Below are 18,738 nucleotides of genomic sequence, written 5' to 3'. Positions count from 1 at the left end.
AACAAGCAAAATGTCGATTTAACATACAATACTTTTAGCCATAAAAAAACGCCATTTCATGGCGTTTTTTTATTTATTCGTTAAAATCTTTAGCAGATTTCTCAATTAAACGATGCTCTGAATGCAAATATTCATCCGACTGCATTTCCAGCAATCTTGAACGCGTCCGTTCAATTTCAAATGCCAATTTATCCCCTTGATAAATATCAATGATCGCATCTTCCGAAGTCAGCAATAATTTGACTCCTCGGTCATAAAATTCATCAACCAGATAAATAAATCGGCGGGTTCCTTCAGATAAATAATCCGTTAGATGCGGAACATTACTCACCAATACCGTGTTATAGATATTTGCAATCTCAATAAAATCAGCAGGACTTCTTGGTTTTAAACACAATTCCGAGAATTCACACCATAAAACATCTTCGGTATGTCCAATCGTTTCAACTAAACGGCTATTAATCACAATTGGTTCTTGTGATTGGTGCTGTGTTTGGGTTAAAGCCGTAAAACGTTGCGCAATCCAGACCTTATGATCATGCGTCAGCGGATGCTTAAACAACTGCGCCTGTTTTAACACGCGTAAACGATAATCAACCCCTGCATCTACATTTAAAATAGCACAGTTCTTCTTCACCATCTCAATCGTTGGAATGAAGCGATCTCTATGAATGCCATTCTTATATAAACCATCTGGAGCAATATTCGAAGTTGCCACTAAAGTAACACCGCGGCTAAATAACTTTTGGAACAAATCACTTAGAATCATTGCATCAGTCACGTTCGATACAAAAAACTCATCAAAACAGATGATTACCGCATCTTTGTAAATTTGATCTGCCACAGCATCTAGCGGATTGCGCTGACCTGACAATTTATTTAATTCACGATGCACAAATTGCATAAAGTGGTGAAAATGCATACGTGTTTTACGACGGAATGGAATCGATTCATAAAATTGATCCATCAACCATGTTTTACCACGACCCACACCACCCCACATATACACACCCTGCGGGGAAGTTTGACGACGAAAGCGACGAAATGCCTTCTTCGATGCTTTATAGCGCTGAATCAATTCTTGCCAGACACGATCTAATTCATGCACAGCTTGAGCTTGTGCTTCATCGGGCATAAATTGTCCAGAAGCCAAGGCTTGCGCATAACGTTCAGCTGGCGATAAGGGTGCAAAGGCGGTGCTGTGAAGATTTAAATCCGACATATCTTGATTACTATTTTGGTCTGACGAAAGTATAACGAAAATTAAGAAACAATAAATAAAACTTTGGCATGAGTGCCAAAAAGCTACTTAGAATACTGCCTTGGACTTCGACCAAACCAACGTTTAAAGGCATGGTTAAAGGCTGCAGGTTCAGAATAACCCAGTAACTCAGCTATCATTTCTATGGTGTACTCCTGATATTCAATTAACCTCAAAGCTTTCTCTTTGATCAATTGCTCACGAATTTGTTTATAACTACTGTTTAACTGCTGTAATTGATGTCTCAATGTACGTTCAGGAATATGTAATGCTTGAGCGGTTTCTGCCATAGTCGGAATAGAGCCATGCTGTAAATCCAAATAATCATGCACACGCTCTACCAAATCAGGCAATGCTGGCTCTTGCAAGAGCCGCTTCATTTCCGCCTTACATTTGTAATCGTAAATCCGAAAAGTCATTTGATCCGCTGATGGTATTTTAATATCCAGCACCGTCTCATCAAACCAGAACGCTGCTTGTTGCTGCGAAAATACGATTTCAGCCCCGCAATACGCCTGATATATAGACAAGATTTCACTATTCTCAGGCGGTGCAAACGGCAATTCGACTTTTAACTGCGGTACCGCAAGCCCCATTTTTTTATATAATTCTCGAATAAATTTATACGTGCCAGCCAATTCAGATTGCGCACGGAGCATATTTAATTCATCCGTTAAATCCGGTGCGTCATAACACAATGCCACCTGATGATTTTGAAACTTGAGGCTTAACTTTGCCGTTAAATGCGTTAAAGGCTGATACGCTATGACTTTTTCCAAAGCCGTTCTTATGGTATCACTGGTGACCAACAACATTAACAAAGGTCCATAGCCAGCCAGAGCATAATGCTGACCTATATAAAGTCCCCGTTCAGGCGCAATATTCTGTCCTAAGACCTTCAACACATCTCGCTCTAAACGCGGGTGAATAATCGCTGTCGAATCCAGCGCATCTGCACTTAAACCAATACTACTCAATTGCTGATCAACATCAATCTCAGCTTTACGCATTGCTTGTATTAAATACATTAGACTGAGGATGGATCTTTTCATATTTGTTTCAATAAGGTTTAGAACCCATTTTTTAACCCAATTCTAAGCATTTGGAAATTGCCGAATCTATCAAACTACAATCGTATAAAAATATTACAGCCTTATTGGCAGAATCAATCTATCACTATATTTATTTTAGGTACCTGTATAATTCATAGCATTACGTTATGATGATATAACTCTAATAAATCCTTTCATCTATGCAAGCCCTTATTCTGATCACCCAACTACTTTTCTGTTTAGCCACTGGGTATATTTTTGCGAAAAAAATTCCAACAGCATTTATCCAGTTTTGCTTTAAAGTATTGCCCTATTTTTCTTATATCCTACTCATTGCAATAAGCATGGAATTCACCCATGCCCTACAAGATATGAGCGGGTCTTCACAAATACTCAGCAGTGCGATCACTTTAGCCTTATTCACAACACTCGGTGCTTTTTTTTGCTGTTTTGCCTTATATAAGTTTATCGGCCTACAACCCATGTCAGGCAAAATCTCACTCGCACTACTGTTAAAATCTTTTCTAAGCATTTCTTATGCCTGTTTAGCCCTAGCCGTCGGTTTTCTTATTGCGAAAACCCTTGAGCATCATGCCGTTAGTTTTCAAGTGAATACTTGGTATCTTTTACTGGTGTTTATGTTTTTGATTGGACTTGATCTTGCCTTTAGTCCATTAGATCGATCTTGGCTCAACCTGAAAATTTTACTTGTACCCTTCGGCTGTATCATCGGGTCAATCGCAGGGGCTTTGCTGGCGAGCCTATTTCTCAAGCACATTCAGCTTAAAGACATTATCATGCTCTCCCAAGGATATGGTTTTTACTCGATGAGCGGGATTGTGATTTCTGAGCTCAAATCGGCAGAACTTGGAAGTATTGCCTTAATCAATGATTTATTCCGTGAAATTATTGCAATTTTACTGATGTATTGTATTGGTTGGCGTTACCCACGTTCCGCAATTGCTTCAGCAGCAGCAACCGCGATGGATGTTTCACTCCCAATGGTTAAACAAGCTTGTGGTAATGATTTCATCCCACACGCTATGGTCAGTGGTTTTATTCTTTCAATACTTGCTCCTATCGCGGTCAGTATTTTAGCCGCCATTTAAAATGCATCAATGCAAAAAAGCCGACGTTAATGTCGGCTTTTTAATAACAATCTCTAAGAAGCTTAGATTGTTCCAAGAATATCGCGCAAAGTTTGGCTTGGATTTGCCGACTGTGTAATCGGGCGACCAATCACCAAATGTGTTGAACCATCTAGCATCGCCTGTTTAGGCGTCACAATGCGTTTTTGATCATCTGCATTTGCACCTTCTGGACGAATCCCCGGGGTCACCAAAGCAAAATCCTGTCCCAACATCTCACGAAGTAGTTTAGCTTCTTGTGCTGAACATACCACACCATCCAAACCACTTTCTTGAGTCAGCTTAGCCAAACGCTTAACTTGTTCCACTGGCTCGATATCTAAACCGATATCGCGTAAATCTTCACGACCCATTGAAGTTAAAACAGTCACCGCAATTAATTGGGTTTGGTAATTACCCGCTTTTAAGCGCTCTACGCAGGTTTCCATCATTTTACGACCACCCGAGGCATGCACATTCACCATCCACACACCCAAATCTGCAGCAGCGCACACAGCCTGAGCAGTGGTATTGGGGATATCGTGAAATTTAAGATCTAGAAAAACCTCAAAACCTTTGTCTTGTAAATTTTTAACAATAGATGAGCCTTCATGAGTAAAAAGCTCTTTGCCCACCTTAACTCGACAAAGTGATGGATCAAGCTGATCTACAATTGTTAAGGCGTCATATTGGCTTTTTGCGTCTAGGGCAACAATAATACTCACGTGTCTAGTTCCATCACATAAAAATCGGCTAATTATAAAGTGATTAACTCAATCAACAAAGCGCGAAAGCTCGGATAATGAAAAAAACCTTGAATGGCATCCCTCATCTTAGTTCCGATATACGCATAGCCCTTGTATCAGCTTCCAAGACTTCAAAAATATGCGCTTGATCAGCAGGATAACAAATGTAATTACCCTCATCTCAAAACACAGATGCCACACTTCAACCCACTCGAACCAACCTGATTCACCAAAAATGAATTCAGCAGCATACGTAAAACTATTAATGGTTTAATTACGCTTATTTTACATAGAAAAAATTTTCTTTAATGATCGTGATTCTTATCACAATGATTATGACTGCATTTTTAGGTTTAGGCTGTTTAGACTTTTCATAAGCAAAAAAATAGCTCTAACATTCACATATAGAGCTATTCAATACAGATCATTAACATCATCGGATTGTTAAGATCATATCAATTCTTAATTACAATGGAGTACGTGGATTATTGTCTGGGTGAATATCCATGACTGTTTTCTCGTGTCTCACATTTGCCGCAGCTTCAGCAGCAGCCAATTGTGCTGCATGTATCTGCTCTTTACGTAGATGGTCAATGTCTTTACGCAACCGCTTAATCTCCCAACTTGTTTGAAACACGCGGAATACTTGAACACCAAGTAATAATCCGACCACCACACCCAATGCCAAAGTCAGTAATAAAACCAAGCCTAAACGCATTGCTGGAACTTGTGTAAACAACAAATCGACCGTAACCTCAGTGCCATTTTGTAAAACCAAGGCCAAGGAGTAACCAAATAAAATGATTAATATAGCGACTAACACATAACGCATAGACACCCCACTTGTTATTATTTATTTATTGCTTCATTCACTGCATCACGAAGTGCCTTACCAGGCTTGAAATGCGGTACTGCTTTAGCAGCAACCTCAACAGATTTTCCTGTCTTCGGGTTACGACCAATACGTGGTTCACGATGATGTAAAGCGAAGCTACCAAAACCACGAATTTCAATACGGCTATCAGACGAAAGTGATGCGATCATTTGATCAATCATAATCTTAACAGCTTCTTCCACTAATGGTTCCGCTAAATGCGGGTTTTTTAGAGAAATACGCTCAATTAAGTCAGACTTATTAAGTGCTTCAGTAGTCATCGGCGACCTCTTTAATTATCAAGCTACTTGTACCTAAACTGATAATAACCTGTTTAAATACAAAACGGTAGCGCAATAATTAAATACTACGCTACCGTTTACAGTATTTGTGTAAAAAGTATTAGTTAATTTACATTAACAATACATTTTATACGACCTACTTAGTGGTTCATTTGAGCTTTGATCAAGTCACCAATAGTCTTAGGACCATTGTCTTGAGATGCAGAAGCTGTTTTCAAGTTAGCAACTGCTTCTTTCTCTTCAGCTTCGTCTTTCGCTTTGATAGACAAGTTGATAGAGCGAGATTTACGATCAACGTTGATGATTTTCGCTTCAACTTCTTGACCAACTTCTAAGAATTTAGTTGCATCTTCAACGCGATCACGGTTGATTTCAGAAGCTTTTAATTGAGCTTCTACTTCGTCAGCCAACTTAACAGTAGCGCCTTTAGCGTCAACTGCAGTTACAGTACCTTTAACCAAAGCACCACGTTCGTTAGCAGCTAAGAAATCGTTGAATGGATCGCTGTTCAATTGCTTGATACCAAGGCTGATACGGTTGCCTTCAGCATCTACAGACAAGATAACCGCTTCAACAGTGTCACCTTTCTTGTAACGACGGATAGCTTCTTCGCCTTGTTCGTTCCAAGAAATATCAGACAAGTGAACTAGACCGTCGATACCGCCAGGTAAACCGATGAAGATACCAAAGTCAGTGATAGATTTGATCGTACCAGAAACTTTTTCGCCTTTGTCGTGGTTCTTAGCAAACTCTTCCCATGGGTTAGCACGAGTTTGTTTGATACCAAGAGAAATACGACGACGTTCTTCATCAACTTCAAGAACCATAACATCAACTTCGTCACCGATCTGAACAACTTTAGATGGGTGGATGTTTTTGTTTGTGTGGTCCATTTCTGAAACGTGTACTAAGCCTTCAACGCCTTCAGCGATTTCAGCGAAGCAACCGTAGTCAGTTAAGTTAGTTACGCGAGCTTTAACGATAGAACCTTTAGGGTAACGGCTCATGATCGCTAACCATGGATCTTCGCCTAATTGCTTAAGACCTAAAGATACGCGGTTACGCTCTTTGTCAAATTTAAGTACTTTAACAGTAACTTCTTGACCAACTTCAACAACTTCTGATGGGTGCTTGATACGTTTCCAAGCCATGTCAGTGATGTGAAGAAGACCATCGATACCGCCAAGGTCAACGAACGCGCCGTAGTCAGTAAGGTTCTTAATTGTACCTGTAACTGTTTGACCTTCTTCAAGCTGAGCAAGAAGAGCTTCACGGTCAGCTGAAGATTCAGCTTCCATAACAGCACGACGAGATACAACAACGTTGTTACGTTTTGCATCAAGTTTGATTACTTTGAATTCTAACTCTTTACCTTCAAGGTGAGTCGTGTCACGGATAGGACGAGTATCTACCAAAGAACCTGGTAAGAACGCACGAACTGGACCGATGTCAACAGTGAAACCGCCTTTAACCTTACCAGAGATAACACCAGTAACGATTTCGCCATCTTCAAAGATTTTTTCGAGTTTAGTCCAAGTTTCAGCACGCTTCGCTTTTTCACGTGATAAAACAGTTTGGCCCATACCGTTGTCAAGAGCTTCAACAACAACATCAACTGTATCGCCAACTTGAACTTCTAGTTCACGTTGTTCGTTTAAGAATTCAGCACGGTCAACTACGCCTTCAGATTTAAGGCCAGTGTCAACTGTTACCCAGTCAGAGTCGATGCTTACTACAACGCCTTGGATGACAGCACCCTTTTCAACGTTGAGGTTTAATTCGCTTTCTTCAAAGAGGGCTGCAAAAGATTCGGTCATGATATACCCGATAAAGTATGCGGTCTTGGATCAGACAAGGCCGGTTTAGTTATGCGTCTACATAGTCCCTTATAAAAACTGATCAAGCTATGCTTTCGCTAAAAATTTCTTTACTTCGCTAACTGCTTGTCTATATATTGAGTCATCAGATTAAACACTTCATCAATGTTTAATTCAGAGCTATCAATAATAAAAGCATCTGCCGCTGGCTTGAGTGGAGCAACTTCTCGCTCCATGTCTCGTTTGTCGCGAGCTTCAATATTAGCTAAAATGTCGTTTATTTTAACATCCAGCCCCATACCCTGCAACTGTTTTACTAGACGCTCTGCCCGAGATTGTGCTGATGCCGTCAAATAAATCTTGGCTTGAGCTTCTGGAAAAATCGCAGTGGCCATATCTCGACCATCAGCAACCAAGCCTGGCAATTGTGCAAAAGCACGTTGGCGCTCAAATAATGCTGTTCTAAGCACTGGAATTGCTGCAACTTTTGAAGCAAACTCTCCCACACGTTCTGTGCGAATTGTCTGCGTTACATCATCTCCATCCAGCAAAACTTGCGTTCCATTGGCAGTTGTCACAAATTTTATGTCTAAATTTGTTGCAATTTCGGCACAGCGCTCGAGCTGCTGTTCTAATTCATCTAATAAGTTTTGCTTATGCAACGACAAACCCAATAAACGGTACAAAGCACCAGAATCTAAAAGATGAAACTGATAATGCTGAGCCAGCTTTGCCGCGAGCGTACCTTTACCTGAACCACTTGGTCCATCTATGGTAATAATCTTAACTGTCATTGCCTTTCCGTTATTGCCTCATATAGATTTTGCGAGTTTTGAAAAACCTAGTTTAATCGCAGATTTAAGCTGTGCAAGAATTAATTTATTTACAAAAGGTACACGTGCTTGCAATTCAATCGTATAGGTCACCATGGTTGACCCTGGATTTAAGGCTTCGAACTGAATAATACCAATATGATGCTTAATTAAAGGATTCTGAATAATTTTATATTCAATTCGCTGGTTTTCTTGCATCAGGGTAATTTCTTCTTTGAGTGGCTTGACTGGTCCAAAGCCTAAACGTCGTACCGAACCGAGTCCATCAGGACGTTGCGGATCTGATGAATCTACAATGCGTTCAACCTGTATCGGGGCAAAAGCAACATTATAGGTTGCATGCTGTGCTAATAAATTGAATACATCTTGAAGAGGTGCATTAAATTTTTTCTGTACTTGAATAGAATCCACGTGATTTCCCCAATTTGACAATTATTATTGTCATGAGATTCTACACGATATTCATCAAGAAGTTAGGAGATATTCTATTTCGCAAGTTTCTTTTCTTGCTTTTTTTGCTCGCGGCGCATTTTAAAAAATTCAGTCAACTGCTGTGAACATTGCTCTTGCAGACAACCTGCCACAACATCAAATTGATGATTATAATACCCCGTTTCTAACAATTTACGCGCACTCACCAAGGAACCAGCTTTGGGTTCCAATGCGGCAAATACCACCCGTGAAACACGCGCGTGAATCAGCGCGCCAACACACATCGTACAAGGCTCTAAAGTGACATATAGCACAGAGTCTTCAGGTAAACGATAGTTCTGCATATGCTGACATGCTTGGCGAATAGCTTGGATTTCTGCATGTGCAGTAGGGTCCATTTTTGAAATAGGAGCATTATGACCACTACCCAAAATTTGATTTTGGCTGACCAAAACTGCCCCTACAGGAATTTCCTGCTGAGATGCAGCGATTGCAGCCTGCTCAAAGGCAAGCTGCATCCAATATTCATCGGAATAAAGTTCGAATTCAGACATTAAGTTAGGCAATTACACCATATTGTTTTAACAATTGATTCCAGCTGTCAATTGTGGTCACTGGCGGGTTAGCAGACAGGATACCTTTTAAGGATAAATCTGTGCCTTTATCCCATTCTGGAGCCAAATCTTTATCGACCAGACGCGCACGCACCCCCTCAACAAAGTCAGCATGGCGAATTTTCCAGTTAGAAATTTGGGTTTCTAATTCAAAGACTTCATTCCAAGAGTGAACCTGCTTACCCCACTGCCACAACAACCAAGTGAGTGCAGCCGTAGCTGGAGAACCTTTTTGCAAGTTTTCGCTGGCTTGACGTAACCAATCACTGCGCGCATCTCGCAAACCAATGATCGACTCATAATCATGTTCAAAATTGACACCACGACAGACACTTTGAATTACATCCAAAGAATTCTGTAGCGGTCCAGGACCTACAGGACGATGTAAACTATTTAAAGTATCATCAATTGCACGGAAATCACCTGCAGGGTAGTGACCCCAATCAATATTGATGAGTTTATCTAATACCTTATCACGATGCGCATCACAAATATGTGTCGCCCAACCAATGCTATAAGCACCCGCTGCAGTCATGATAGAACCGGTTAAACCTGTAAATAAGCCAATTGCACCACGGTCTGCCAAGAAGCGTGTCGCCCCGACATCAGGATATAAACCAATATTGATTTCTGGCATGGCAAGACGTGAATATGGGGTCACCATACGGAATGGCGCCGCCATAAATAGACCTAAACCACCTCCCATGACATAACCTTCACCCCAAACCAATACTGGTTTCGCATAGTTATGCAGCAACAAATCCAGTGCATATTCTTGCTCAAAGAATTTATTTGCAGCATCTACTTCAGAGTTAATCACTAACTGGCGTAGTTTACGTACATCACCACCCGCACAGAATGCTTTTGGTGTGGTTGAATCTAGCCAAATCGCTTTGACTTGATCATCATGATGAAAGTCCTGAAAGACCTCTAATAAAGCCGTTACGATTGATTCATCTAAAGCATGTAATGACTTTGGGCGGTTCAGACGCACAATACGCCAACCATTTACCGCCTCTTCTACAAGAATGTCAGGATGATAACTTTTTAGTACGGGAGAATGTGTCATGCGTCCAGCTGCCAATCAATAGGCTCAATGCCATTTTGTTTAAGATAATTATTTGTTTTAGAAAAGACTTTACAGCCAAAAAAACCACCACGATTTGCAGCCAACGGAGATGGGTGTGCTGCTTTTAAAATCAGGTGTTTATTTGGGTCAATTCTTTGTCCCTTACGTTGAGCATATGCACCCCAAAGGATAAATACAATATGCTCTCGTTGTTCATTTAATACATCAATTACATGATCCGTGAAATGTTCCCAACCGCGCTTTTGATGTGATGTTGGTTGCCCAGCTTCCACAGTCAGTACACTGTTAAGTAATAATACTCCCTGCTCTGCCCAGTGCGTTAAATCACCGTGACGAGGAATATCAACACCCACATCTGCATGTAATTCGTGAAAAATATTGCGCAAAGATGGCGGAAGTGCAACACCTTTTTGCACCGAAAAGCTTAATCCATGGGCTTGATTCGGACCATGATAAGGATCCTGCCCAAGAATCACGACCTTCACTTGTGCTAAAGGTGTCGTATTGAATGCATTAAAAATCAAACCGCTCGGTGGATAGATTTCTTTCTGCGCTTGCTTCTCTAACAGCAAAAACTCTCTTAACTCATCCATTTTCGGGCTGAGCAAGAAATCGCTGAGTCCATATTTCCAACTTTCATCAAGCTGGACTTTATCCAACTTGTGAAGTTGTTGATCGGTATAAGACATGCTTATTTCCTAATCCCTTTAAATTCTTTCTTAATTTGTAAATTAAATTTTTACTTGTAAATCCACGCTCGGATTTTGAAATTTGTAGCCCTGTTTTAGCTTCTCGTACATAGCTGGATCAGTCCATTCAGCTTGAACTTGCTCTGAGAACACAATCTGGTCTAACAACAATCTACCCATCTGTTCATTTTCAATATCCTCTAAAAAGCTTTGTGCATATCCAGTATCGGTTTCATGCACGATAACTGAATACACTTCAACATCACCTTCACCATTTTGCGTTTCAGTTGAGGCTAAAATTTGTTGTGCTAGAAAGAAAAAAATACGGGAAAATTGTTCAGCTGACGGAGAAACAGGCAATGCAACCCAACGGGCGCTGAATTTTTGGCAGGCTTGAATATATTCTGGATCATCCTGCTGCCAGAAGCAGATGGCATGGTCAAAGCTGTCAAAGATATCTTTGATTAATCCTTTCAGCAAACCAAAATCATACACCATTTGACCATGATCCAATTTCGAAGCTTTAAGTAATAATTCAACTTTATAACTATGCCCATGAATCGAACGCTTACAGCGATCCGATGTGCAATTCCGCACAATATGCGCATTTTCAAACTTAAATAACTTACGAATTAACATGTGCCTTAATGGTATCTGTCTTCAATAAAATAATGCTAATTATAGAACAAAAGTGATCTAAAGCGCATTAATTTTACCATTTATCACGATCGTACAAACAAGAAATGTCTATTCTGGTGCAAGTGATTGGCTCACCACATAGACTTTCTTATCTTCTCGCAATAAATAGGTTCGAAATTGACGCTTTCGCTCACTCAGCATCACCTCAATTTTCGCTTGGAAATAGCTAGATTTCACCCCCATTAAGCCTTGTAGCGCAGTCCGTGTTTCCGAATTGATTTGCGCAAAAGGCGCAAGCCCCCATAATTCATCAGTATTGGAAAAGTGCTCCATAGATTGTTGTTTTTTTTCCAATTCCGCTTCTACAGCTTGCACATCGATATTTTCGCCCAAACTCGCCAAAATAAGCGCAGGTGCTGTATTTATATTCACCGTCACCGAGCTAAGCGGAATAGCACTCACATACGCTGATATTTGCAAATATTTTTCACCTTCGAAGCCACGTACCATTTTTAATTCTTCAACGCTGTGAAACTTTGCATTGGCCGGCAAATAGGCAGGTGCAAGACCGCGATAATAGTTTTCTTCCGCTCCCATTGGACCCATGACTTCATTATCAGCATCCTGCCAATCAATCACCGCTTGACTCAACTCCACCGGCAAACCAACATTGAGTAATATCCGCTCAAACCACTGCTTTGCAGCAATATTCACTTGCCCTGAGTCATTCACCAGACTATTGAGATTAAACTTTCCAGTTTCATCCCTTAATTGTCCAGTTATGTATCCGTCCTCCACAGGAAATGCTGGCATTGGTTTGGCCCAGTTTTCCTGCAAATGATCGACGTCCGCTGCATTTTCTGCATCTTCTTCCAATAATGCAGAAAAAAAAGTCTCTGCACTTTTGGCATACCACAGAGATTGATTCTGACGAATCAAATAGGCGGTGTTTTCTGTGGTAAATTTTTGTCGTTGAGCAATGGTTGCTGCCAAAATGGTTGCCAATGCCACCATGACTAAAATGGTAATAAGCGCAATTCCTTTTTGCTTTTTCATATGCGCTCCGCAATAGCAGGCAAACCCGTTAATCGTTTCATGTTGCTTTATTCTGTTTATTTTCTAAAAAATCCGTATTGAGTAGGCTAAAAATCCACTCATATGCAATACCATTCACGGTCAAATTAATTTTTATACCTTTAGGTAATCGTTGTTTTTGCTCATTTTCATCTTGCTGCCCCGCTACATCTGGCCAAGATGTCCTCTCACCAGGATTCAGCACAGCAACCTGAAATTGTTCAACATTCTCCAGCATTACACTATTCTCAGGCTGAGTCTGTCCCAATGAATTTAGGCCACGTGTACGCAATCGATTTAAGGTTTGCGTATCTGATTGATATTGATACTCTACGCGCTCTTCAGGAGGAATACCTTGCAGTAATGGATCTGTCACTCCAACTTTACTGAAAACAAAACGGCCATTTTGCAACATTAATGCAGGTTGCAGTTCTCCATTCTGATTGGCTGTCAGTGGAGCTATTTGAACACTGTCTTTTAATATTTGTTGATAGGCTTGTTGTAAATCTGCCAGTTTTTGCTCATGTTGAGCGTTACGCGCTTTGACCTTGATTAAATAGTCAAACACCTTCCACCCCAAAACGGATAAAACTGCAAAAATTGAAATTGCAACCAACAGTTCAACCAAAGTAAACCCTGCTCGTTTTTGCATGATTATGTTCTATTATTAAAAAAGATCATGTGTGTAACACCTGACTCAGCCTTGCCCGTTTCAGGATTAAATAATCGCACCTGAATCTCTACACGCTGCACATTTGGACTAATGGTCGATTGTGCTTTTTTTTCAATTTGCCAGTTTTCACCCTGTTGACTGATCTGTTCAGTTTGCGTGCCTTCCAACCACTGTGATTGTATTTGCATTTTTGCAATTTCATTTTGTGCAACAAATTGCGCTTTCGTCCTTAAAATGGCTTGTGCAGTCGCTTGTGTATATTGCATCGCCACTTTGGTCAACGCCATTGCAGCAGTAGAAAATATTGCCAATGCCACCATGACCTCTAATAGCGTGAACCCCTTATTTTTCATTGATTTTACCCAAGTGATCAATTTCGATTTCAGGACCTAATGGCTGTTGTGAAAAATAAAACTGAATGCGAACTGGCTTTAACTCACCATTCCCAAACCAGATCAATTTAGGTGCTTGAGCATCTAAGAGCTTTGCATTCTGGGCATTTTCATATTGGTAATCAGTAGACTGAATTTGGAAACTCACATCGTCTGGCAGTTGTTGGGTTTTCATCGACGTATATTGAGTCCAAGCCGATGCTGGTGTCGAATTAGTCTGATTCTTGTGGGTATTATTCGCAGCCGCCTGCTGTAAGGATTGATACTCGAAAACCGCATATTGAAATGGGCGTACATCTGTGGCAGGTTCTACATTCAGTGCCAGAATACGCGCTTGGTCATTCGCCTCACGACTGATGCGCTGCAGATCCATCAGGAAAACTTCGCGGGCTTGCATGGCTTTACGCTGTTCAATTCCGCCAAAATTCATCATGATTAATGAAGTCACAATGGCTATGACAACAATCACCACCATGACTTCTACCAGTGTAAACCCACGAATCGAAGCCTGTTGATGAAAGTGCATCGCGTAAAATCTTTTATGAGTTAACTTGCTTGGGCAAGGCAAGTGCTTGATCAATATAAGCAACGCGTAACGTATCCCGCGAGCCTAAATAACGCTGATAAAAGCTAGAATTTAAGATAGCAGCTGCGCCATGAGTTAATGACCAAATTGAAGCTAAATAATCACGCACTGACATCATGCTCTGAATAGAGGCCAAATACGTTTCTGTCATATTAATAATGAGTCGCAAACGATGGCGTCTAACTTTATATAATTCACTGAATAAGTGCTGAATGCCCTGCCCCGTGATTGACAAGCGCTCTTCAATTTGATGAAAAAGTACTGTCCGTTCCGGATGGTGTAAATGATGTAGCATAAAGAAAGCCAAATGCTCAGGAAAGGCCTTAGCAGAGTCCATAATCATTTCCAGCAACATGCGCTCATTGCGGATAATCAGCAGCATATAAAGCTCATCTTTACTTTGAAAATGCTTATATAGCGTACCTTTTGCTAAATCCAACTCCGCGGCCAAAGCATCGAGTGTCATGCCTGATTCGCCATTTTCCAATAACAACTGTTCAGCCACTTGAAAAATTAAGGTTTCTCTTGCTCGAAACTGAGCTTGACGATCCATCTTCACTCTACACTCTCTTCAATTCTTATATTCAGTCTAAAACAATGCAGTCTATTACTTATTTTGCAGTAAGTTTTCAAAATTCTGCGAGGTAATCAAAGCCATTTCTTCCAGCGACTTATCATATACATCAGCCAAGGCTTTGGCTACATATGGCACATATTTTGGTTCATTTGTTTTACCACGGTACGGTACTGGCGCAAGATATGGACTATCGGTTTCGATGAGCACGCGATCCAATGGGACTTGTTTGGCCACATCTCTTAAATCTTGAGCATTTTTAAAAGACACAATACCTGAGAAAGAAACATAATAACCGCAATCTAACACGGCTTTTGCAGTCGACCAGTCTTCGGTAAAACAGTGCAAAATACCATGGGTCGATTTTTCTGCGCGAATAATATCTACCGTGTCATGCTTTGCTGAACGGGTATGCACAACAACTGGTTTTTTCACAATTTGTGAAGCATGAATATGCCGAGCAAAACATTCTTTTTGCGCTTGAATAAAATCCGTACTGTGAAAATAATCTAAACCGGTTTCACCCAATGCCCAGACTTTATCCGCTTGAGCCAACTCAACCAAATACTCCGTAGTCGCTCGTGCCATAGTGTCTGCATTCTCACAAGGATGCACACCAACGGTATAGCCAACATCCGCATGCCGTGCAGCAATTTCAGCTAATGCAATATGATCATCCAAATCAACAGAAATACTCATGAATTTAGTCACACCAGCTTCACGTGCTTTTGCTAAAGCCATATCCAGATCTCCATTATAAGGAGTCAGATCAAGCATGGTTAAATGGCAATGAGTATCTACAAACACAATTATTTCCTATTTTCCAACCAAATTACATGGTGTAACTATAACGCCCTTCAGCTTTAAAGCCTGCGAGAATCTTTTCTGCTTCAGCCTTAAAATACACCCCTTTTTCACCCATCAATTGCATACCAAAACCCTGAGGCTTAATACCATTTTGCTTTTGCGAGATCCAAATTACTTTACCTGTTAAGGGGATTTTTTGAGACTGATCTGGCAATGTGGTCAACACAAAAACCTCATCACCCAACTTGACTGCTTGCTTTGAAGGAATGAATAAACCACCACCAGACACATAAGGCATGTACGATTTGTACAAGGTTTCCTTATCTGAGATATTCGCATGAATAATACCGCCCATACGTGGTTGCATTGTTTTCCCCTTTAAACATTCATTAGTTTTATACACAGCTGATCGAGTACTAAATTTGTTTGTACGTTTTGCTCAATAAACTGCTTGGACTGTTGTAATTCAGAATATAAATCGAATAGTGCCTCTAAAGAATATTGCTCCGCGAGTTGAGTTAATTGCAAATCAATATTTTTAATCGGTTGATTTAGCTTGACACAAATCAGGTCTGCCAACAAGTACTCAAACATGTGGCTGAAGTCATCAAATGGCAATGCTTTTTGCCATTTGGTTGCAATTGCCATAGGCATATTTTTTTCTTGTACCAATCTTTGCCAATCCAAGACAAAATCCTGTCTTAAATTTAACCATTCACTTTGGGCCAACACCAAAGCTTCCAGAGGCATATGATTGGATAAATTTAATAACAGCTGAATTTGCTCTTGGCTTAATGCGGTCGGCAAATGCGATGTAAGATAAGACTCGGTTTGTTCCGAACTAATGCGGTCCAAAGCAAAATGTTGCAAGCGACTGCGAATCGTGGCAGGTAATTTCAAATAGTGCTCAGCCAGCAAAATAATTACAACGCGATCACCGGGTTCTTCTAGTGTTTTCAGCAAGGCATTCGCAGATGCTGTATTCAAGGCCTCAGCAGGTTCAATTACAATCACTCGCCACCCATCGACAGTCTGCTGCACAAAGGGCAATAACTCTCGGATTTTTTCGATCTTTATTTTTGCATTTTGCTTTTTATTCTCTTCATCCGTCGAAATATAGACATAATTGGGATGGGTATCAGATTTTAACCACTGACAACTTCCACACTCTCCACAAGGCATGTTTCGCACATGGCGTTGCTGACAGAGAATCCATGCCAAGAAATATTGCGTAAAGGCTTCTTTACCACAGCCTTTTTTTCCATAGAACAACAAACCATGTCCCAACTGTGGAAATCGCCCCGTCAACGTATCCCACACCTGTTGTTGCCAAGGAAAAATTTGAGGCTGAATTTCTGTCTGCATTATGAATAAATCTTATTGAAAGTGATGAACATCCATCGCATTTAAGCGATCAAGATCTTCTTGTGTATCTACCCCAGGTGGCAGGTTCGCTTCAGCCACAGCAATCGCAATACGATGACCATTTTCCAAAACCCGAAGCTGCTCCAGGCTTTCCAGTTTTTCAAGCACACCCATATCCCAAGTCACATATTCCTGTAACAGACTTACACGGTAAGCATATAAGCCTAAATGACGGAATGCTTGCTCATGCAATGCTGGACTGGCATGTTTCGCACCATCACGATCATAAGGAATGGTGGCACGACTAAAATAAAGTGCTTGATTGAATTTAGATTTCACCACTTTCACAATACTGTCGCGCTTGAATTCATCCAGAGCATGAATCGGCTCACACAAAGTCGACATTGAACACTCTGGCTGGTTAACCAAAAGCTCGGCAACTTGTTTTACTAAGGTTGCAGGCAATAGTGGTTCATCCCCTTGCACATTCACAATAATATCGTCTTGATCCCAACCTTTAATACGCGCCACTTCGCTTAAACGGTCTGTACCTGAGGGATGATCCGCACTGGTAAGCACCACATCAACACCTTCTGCACGACACACTTCAGCAATACGTGCATCATCTGTTGCCACACACAGATCATCAAAGCCCTGAACTTTTTTAGCCTGATCAACCACACGTAAAATCATCGGACGACCGTGAATTTCCAATAGTGGCTTACCGGGTAATCTTGAACTGGAAAAACGTGCAGGAATGACGATATGTTTCATAGTTAACTCTTATTGAAGTTGAATGCCTAAATCAGTCAGTTGCTGATCTAGCACGCGGTAACAAGTACTGGAAAGAACAGCCTCTACAGGCACCACCCAAATTTCACGCTTGAAGTCAGGATACTGCTTTAAAATCGGGAGTAATTTCACTGCATCTTTTTCGGTCGTAATAATGGGATTACTGTCTTCAAACTGTAAGTCCGTTAAATCATAATCATAATGATCTGGAAATTCATGACATTGAAACTTCTGCACACCTATAGACTCCAGTGTGCGATAAAATCGCTGTGGAAAACCAATACCCACCACTGCATAAAAGTCTTGATCAGGATTAAAGCGACCCGCGTCATAAGCATTTAGCAAATAAGGCTCGCCAACTTCTAAATGCATATTCAATGCTGTTTCAGGTTGTGCTGCATGTTCTATGACCGTTCCAGTCAATAATCGACTTTTCGGTTCACGCAAATAACCCTCAGGTAACAATTTTTCATTACCCAAACCTCGATTACGGTCTAGAACAATCCATTCCAGCTGGCGAGCCAAGGCATGATGTTGCAAACCATCATCGCTGATAATTAAATCCAACTCATGTTTTGCCAGTAATAACTCAATACTCTGCTGACGGTTCGACCCAACCACCATGGCAACACCGGTTGACTGAACAATCAGACAAGGCTCATCACCCACTTGATCAGGCGTCGCCTCCAAAGTCACCAGTGCAGGAAAAGGCCCTTTACCACCATAACCTCGACTAATAATCCCGACTCGTACATTTTTGGCTTGCAAATAATTAACCAGATGAATCAGCAGTGGTGTTTTACCACTGCCACCAACGGTAATATTTCCAATAATCATGACAGGGACTGGTGCTGTATAAACCGGTATTAAACCACTGTCATACAACTTTTTATTCAACCAGAAACCAAAATGATATAAGCAAGACAATGGACGCAGCACAATTAACCACTTCGCCTGTGTATTCCAAGCATTTTGAATCAATTGTGCGACGGACATTGC

Annotated in this window: 23 protein-coding genes and 1 pseudogene; 1 reads left to right on the top strand and 23 read right to left on the bottom strand. The window is 40.9% G+C overall.

Annotated features, from left to right (window positions below; translation table 11 throughout):
- Positions 1-73: 73 nt before the first annotated feature.
- Together zapE and ACX17N_RS09620 are read right to left on the bottom strand one after the other, a co-directional pair.
- A complete protein-coding gene (zapE, locus tag ACX17N_RS09625; protein ID WP_458892355.1) occupies positions 74-1,222 on the bottom strand; it encodes a cell division protein ZapE in 1,149 nt (382 codons plus the stop codon).
- An 83-nt stretch (positions 1,223-1,305) separates the two neighbouring features.
- Positions 1,306-2,313, bottom strand: a complete 1,008-nt coding sequence (locus ACX17N_RS09620) for an AraC family transcriptional regulator (protein ID WP_458892354.1) — start codon at positions 2,311-2,313, stop codon at positions 1,306-1,308.
- A 200-nt stretch (positions 2,314-2,513) separates the two neighbouring features.
- Between ACX17N_RS09620 and ACX17N_RS09615 the strand changes: the two genes are divergently transcribed.
- Positions 2,514-3,422 (top strand): LysO family transporter, encoded by a 909-nt coding sequence (locus tag ACX17N_RS09615; RefSeq protein ID WP_458892353.1) that lies wholly within the window; start codon positions 2,514-2,516, stop codon positions 3,420-3,422.
- 62 nt (positions 3,423-3,484) lie between these two features.
- Here the strand turns inward: ACX17N_RS09615 and pyrF are convergent, their stop codons facing one another.
- The 21 genes and pseudogenes from pyrF to lpxK all read right to left on the bottom strand — a co-directional run bounded on the left by pyrF (position 3,485) and on the right by lpxK (position 18,735).
- Entirely contained in the window at positions 3,485-4,165 is a 681-nt protein-coding gene (gene pyrF / locus ACX17N_RS09610) for an orotidine-5'-phosphate decarboxylase (RefSeq protein ID WP_458892352.1), read from the bottom strand.
- A 103-nt stretch (positions 4,166-4,268) separates the two neighbouring features.
- Positions 4,269-4,364: pseudogene (locus tag ACX17N_RS09605) on the bottom strand (transcriptional regulator); the annotation flags it as partial.
- 288 nt (positions 4,365-4,652) lie between these two features.
- Positions 4,653-5,018 carry a lipopolysaccharide assembly protein LapA domain-containing protein gene (locus tag ACX17N_RS09600; RefSeq protein WP_458892351.1) on the bottom strand — a complete coding sequence of 122 codons (366 nt, stop codon included), beginning with the start codon at positions 5,016-5,018 and terminating at the stop codon, positions 4,653-4,655.
- Between the two features lie 17 nt (positions 5,019-5,035).
- A complete protein-coding gene (locus ACX17N_RS09595) occupies positions 5,036-5,341 on the bottom strand; it encodes an integration host factor subunit beta (protein WP_458892350.1) in 306 nt (101 codons plus the stop codon).
- Positions 5,342-5,502: 161 nt separating this feature from the next.
- Positions 5,503-7,179, bottom strand: a complete 1,677-nt coding sequence (rpsA, locus tag ACX17N_RS09590; RefSeq protein ID WP_458892349.1) for a 30S ribosomal protein S1 — start codon at positions 7,177-7,179, stop codon at positions 5,503-5,505.
- 110 nt (positions 7,180-7,289) lie between these two features.
- Positions 7,290-7,973: a (d)CMP kinase gene (gene cmk / locus ACX17N_RS09585; RefSeq protein WP_458892348.1), complete on the bottom strand. Its 684-nt coding sequence runs from the start codon at positions 7,971-7,973 to the stop codon at positions 7,290-7,292.
- 18 nt (positions 7,974-7,991) lie between these two features.
- A complete protein-coding gene (locus ACX17N_RS09580; RefSeq protein WP_458892347.1) occupies positions 7,992-8,423 on the bottom strand; it encodes an SRPBCC family protein in 432 nt (143 codons plus the stop codon).
- Positions 8,424-8,497: 74 nt separating this feature from the next.
- Positions 8,498-8,998 (bottom strand): tRNA adenosine(34) deaminase TadA, encoded by a 501-nt coding sequence (tadA, locus tag ACX17N_RS09575; protein WP_458892346.1) that lies wholly within the window; start codon positions 8,996-8,998, stop codon positions 8,498-8,500.
- Between the two features lie 4 nt (positions 8,999-9,002).
- The gene (locus tag ACX17N_RS09570) at positions 9,003-10,127 is read right to left on the bottom strand and encodes an enoyl-CoA hydratase/isomerase family protein (protein WP_458892345.1); all 1,125 of its coding nucleotides are present in this window, start codon (positions 10,125-10,127) and stop codon (positions 9,003-9,005) included.
- Entirely contained in the window at positions 10,124-10,837 is a 714-nt protein-coding gene (gene ung / locus ACX17N_RS09565; RefSeq protein WP_458892344.1) for a uracil-DNA glycosylase, read from the bottom strand. Before ung ends, ACX17N_RS09570 begins: the two co-directional genes overlap by 4 nt.
- 42 nt (positions 10,838-10,879) lie before the next feature.
- Positions 10,880-11,476, bottom strand: a complete 597-nt coding sequence (locus tag ACX17N_RS09560) for a 6-pyruvoyl trahydropterin synthase family protein (RefSeq protein WP_458892343.1) — start codon at positions 11,474-11,476, stop codon at positions 10,880-10,882.
- 108 nt (positions 11,477-11,584) lie between these two features.
- Positions 11,585-12,532: a type II secretion system minor pseudopilin GspK gene (gene gspK / locus ACX17N_RS09555; RefSeq protein WP_458892342.1), complete on the bottom strand. Its 948-nt coding sequence runs from the start codon at positions 12,530-12,532 to the stop codon at positions 11,585-11,587.
- A 37-nt stretch (positions 12,533-12,569) separates the two neighbouring features.
- Entirely contained in the window at positions 12,570-13,202 is a 633-nt protein-coding gene (locus tag ACX17N_RS09550) for a type II secretion system protein GspJ (protein WP_458892341.1), read from the bottom strand.
- 2 nt (positions 13,203-13,204) lie between these two features.
- Entirely contained in the window at positions 13,205-13,576 is a 372-nt protein-coding gene (gene gspI / locus ACX17N_RS09545) for a type II secretion system minor pseudopilin GspI (RefSeq protein ID WP_458892340.1), read from the bottom strand.
- The gene (locus ACX17N_RS09540; protein WP_458892339.1) at positions 13,566-14,141 is read right to left on the bottom strand and encodes a prepilin-type N-terminal cleavage/methylation domain-containing protein; all 576 of its coding nucleotides are present in this window, start codon (positions 14,139-14,141) and stop codon (positions 13,566-13,568) included. Before ACX17N_RS09540 ends, gspI begins: the two co-directional genes overlap by 11 nt.
- A 13-nt stretch (positions 14,142-14,154) precedes the next feature.
- A complete protein-coding gene (locus ACX17N_RS09535; protein WP_458892338.1) occupies positions 14,155-14,754 on the bottom strand; it encodes a TetR/AcrR family transcriptional regulator in 600 nt (199 codons plus the stop codon).
- A 54-nt stretch (positions 14,755-14,808) separates the two neighbouring features.
- Positions 14,809-15,582 carry a TatD family hydrolase gene (locus tag ACX17N_RS09530; RefSeq protein ID WP_458892337.1) on the bottom strand — a complete coding sequence of 258 codons (774 nt, stop codon included), beginning with the start codon at positions 15,580-15,582 and terminating at the stop codon, positions 14,809-14,811.
- 25 nt (positions 15,583-15,607) lie between these two features.
- Positions 15,608-15,949, bottom strand: a complete 342-nt coding sequence (locus ACX17N_RS09525) for a PilZ domain-containing protein (protein WP_458892336.1) — start codon at positions 15,947-15,949, stop codon at positions 15,608-15,610.
- Between the two features lie 11 nt (positions 15,950-15,960).
- Complete coding sequence (locus tag ACX17N_RS09520) at positions 15,961-16,947, bottom strand: DNA polymerase III subunit delta' (RefSeq protein ID WP_458892335.1); 987 nt, start codon at positions 16,945-16,947, stop codon at positions 15,961-15,963.
- Between the two features lie 12 nt (positions 16,948-16,959).
- Positions 16,960-17,721, bottom strand: a complete 762-nt coding sequence (gene kdsB, locus ACX17N_RS09515; protein WP_458892334.1) for a 3-deoxy-manno-octulosonate cytidylyltransferase — start codon at positions 17,719-17,721, stop codon at positions 16,960-16,962.
- A 9-nt stretch (positions 17,722-17,730) separates the two neighbouring features.
- Complete coding sequence (gene lpxK / locus ACX17N_RS09510) at positions 17,731-18,735, bottom strand: tetraacyldisaccharide 4'-kinase (protein WP_458892333.1); 1,005 nt, start codon at positions 18,733-18,735, stop codon at positions 17,731-17,733.
- Positions 18,736-18,738: the final 3 nt, after the last annotated feature.

It is taken from the genome of Acinetobacter sp. GXMZU3951 (genome assembly GCF_054457875.1).
The sequence above is the reverse complement of the archived record's forward strand: the minus strand, read 5'-3'. Positions and strand labels throughout refer to the sequence as shown.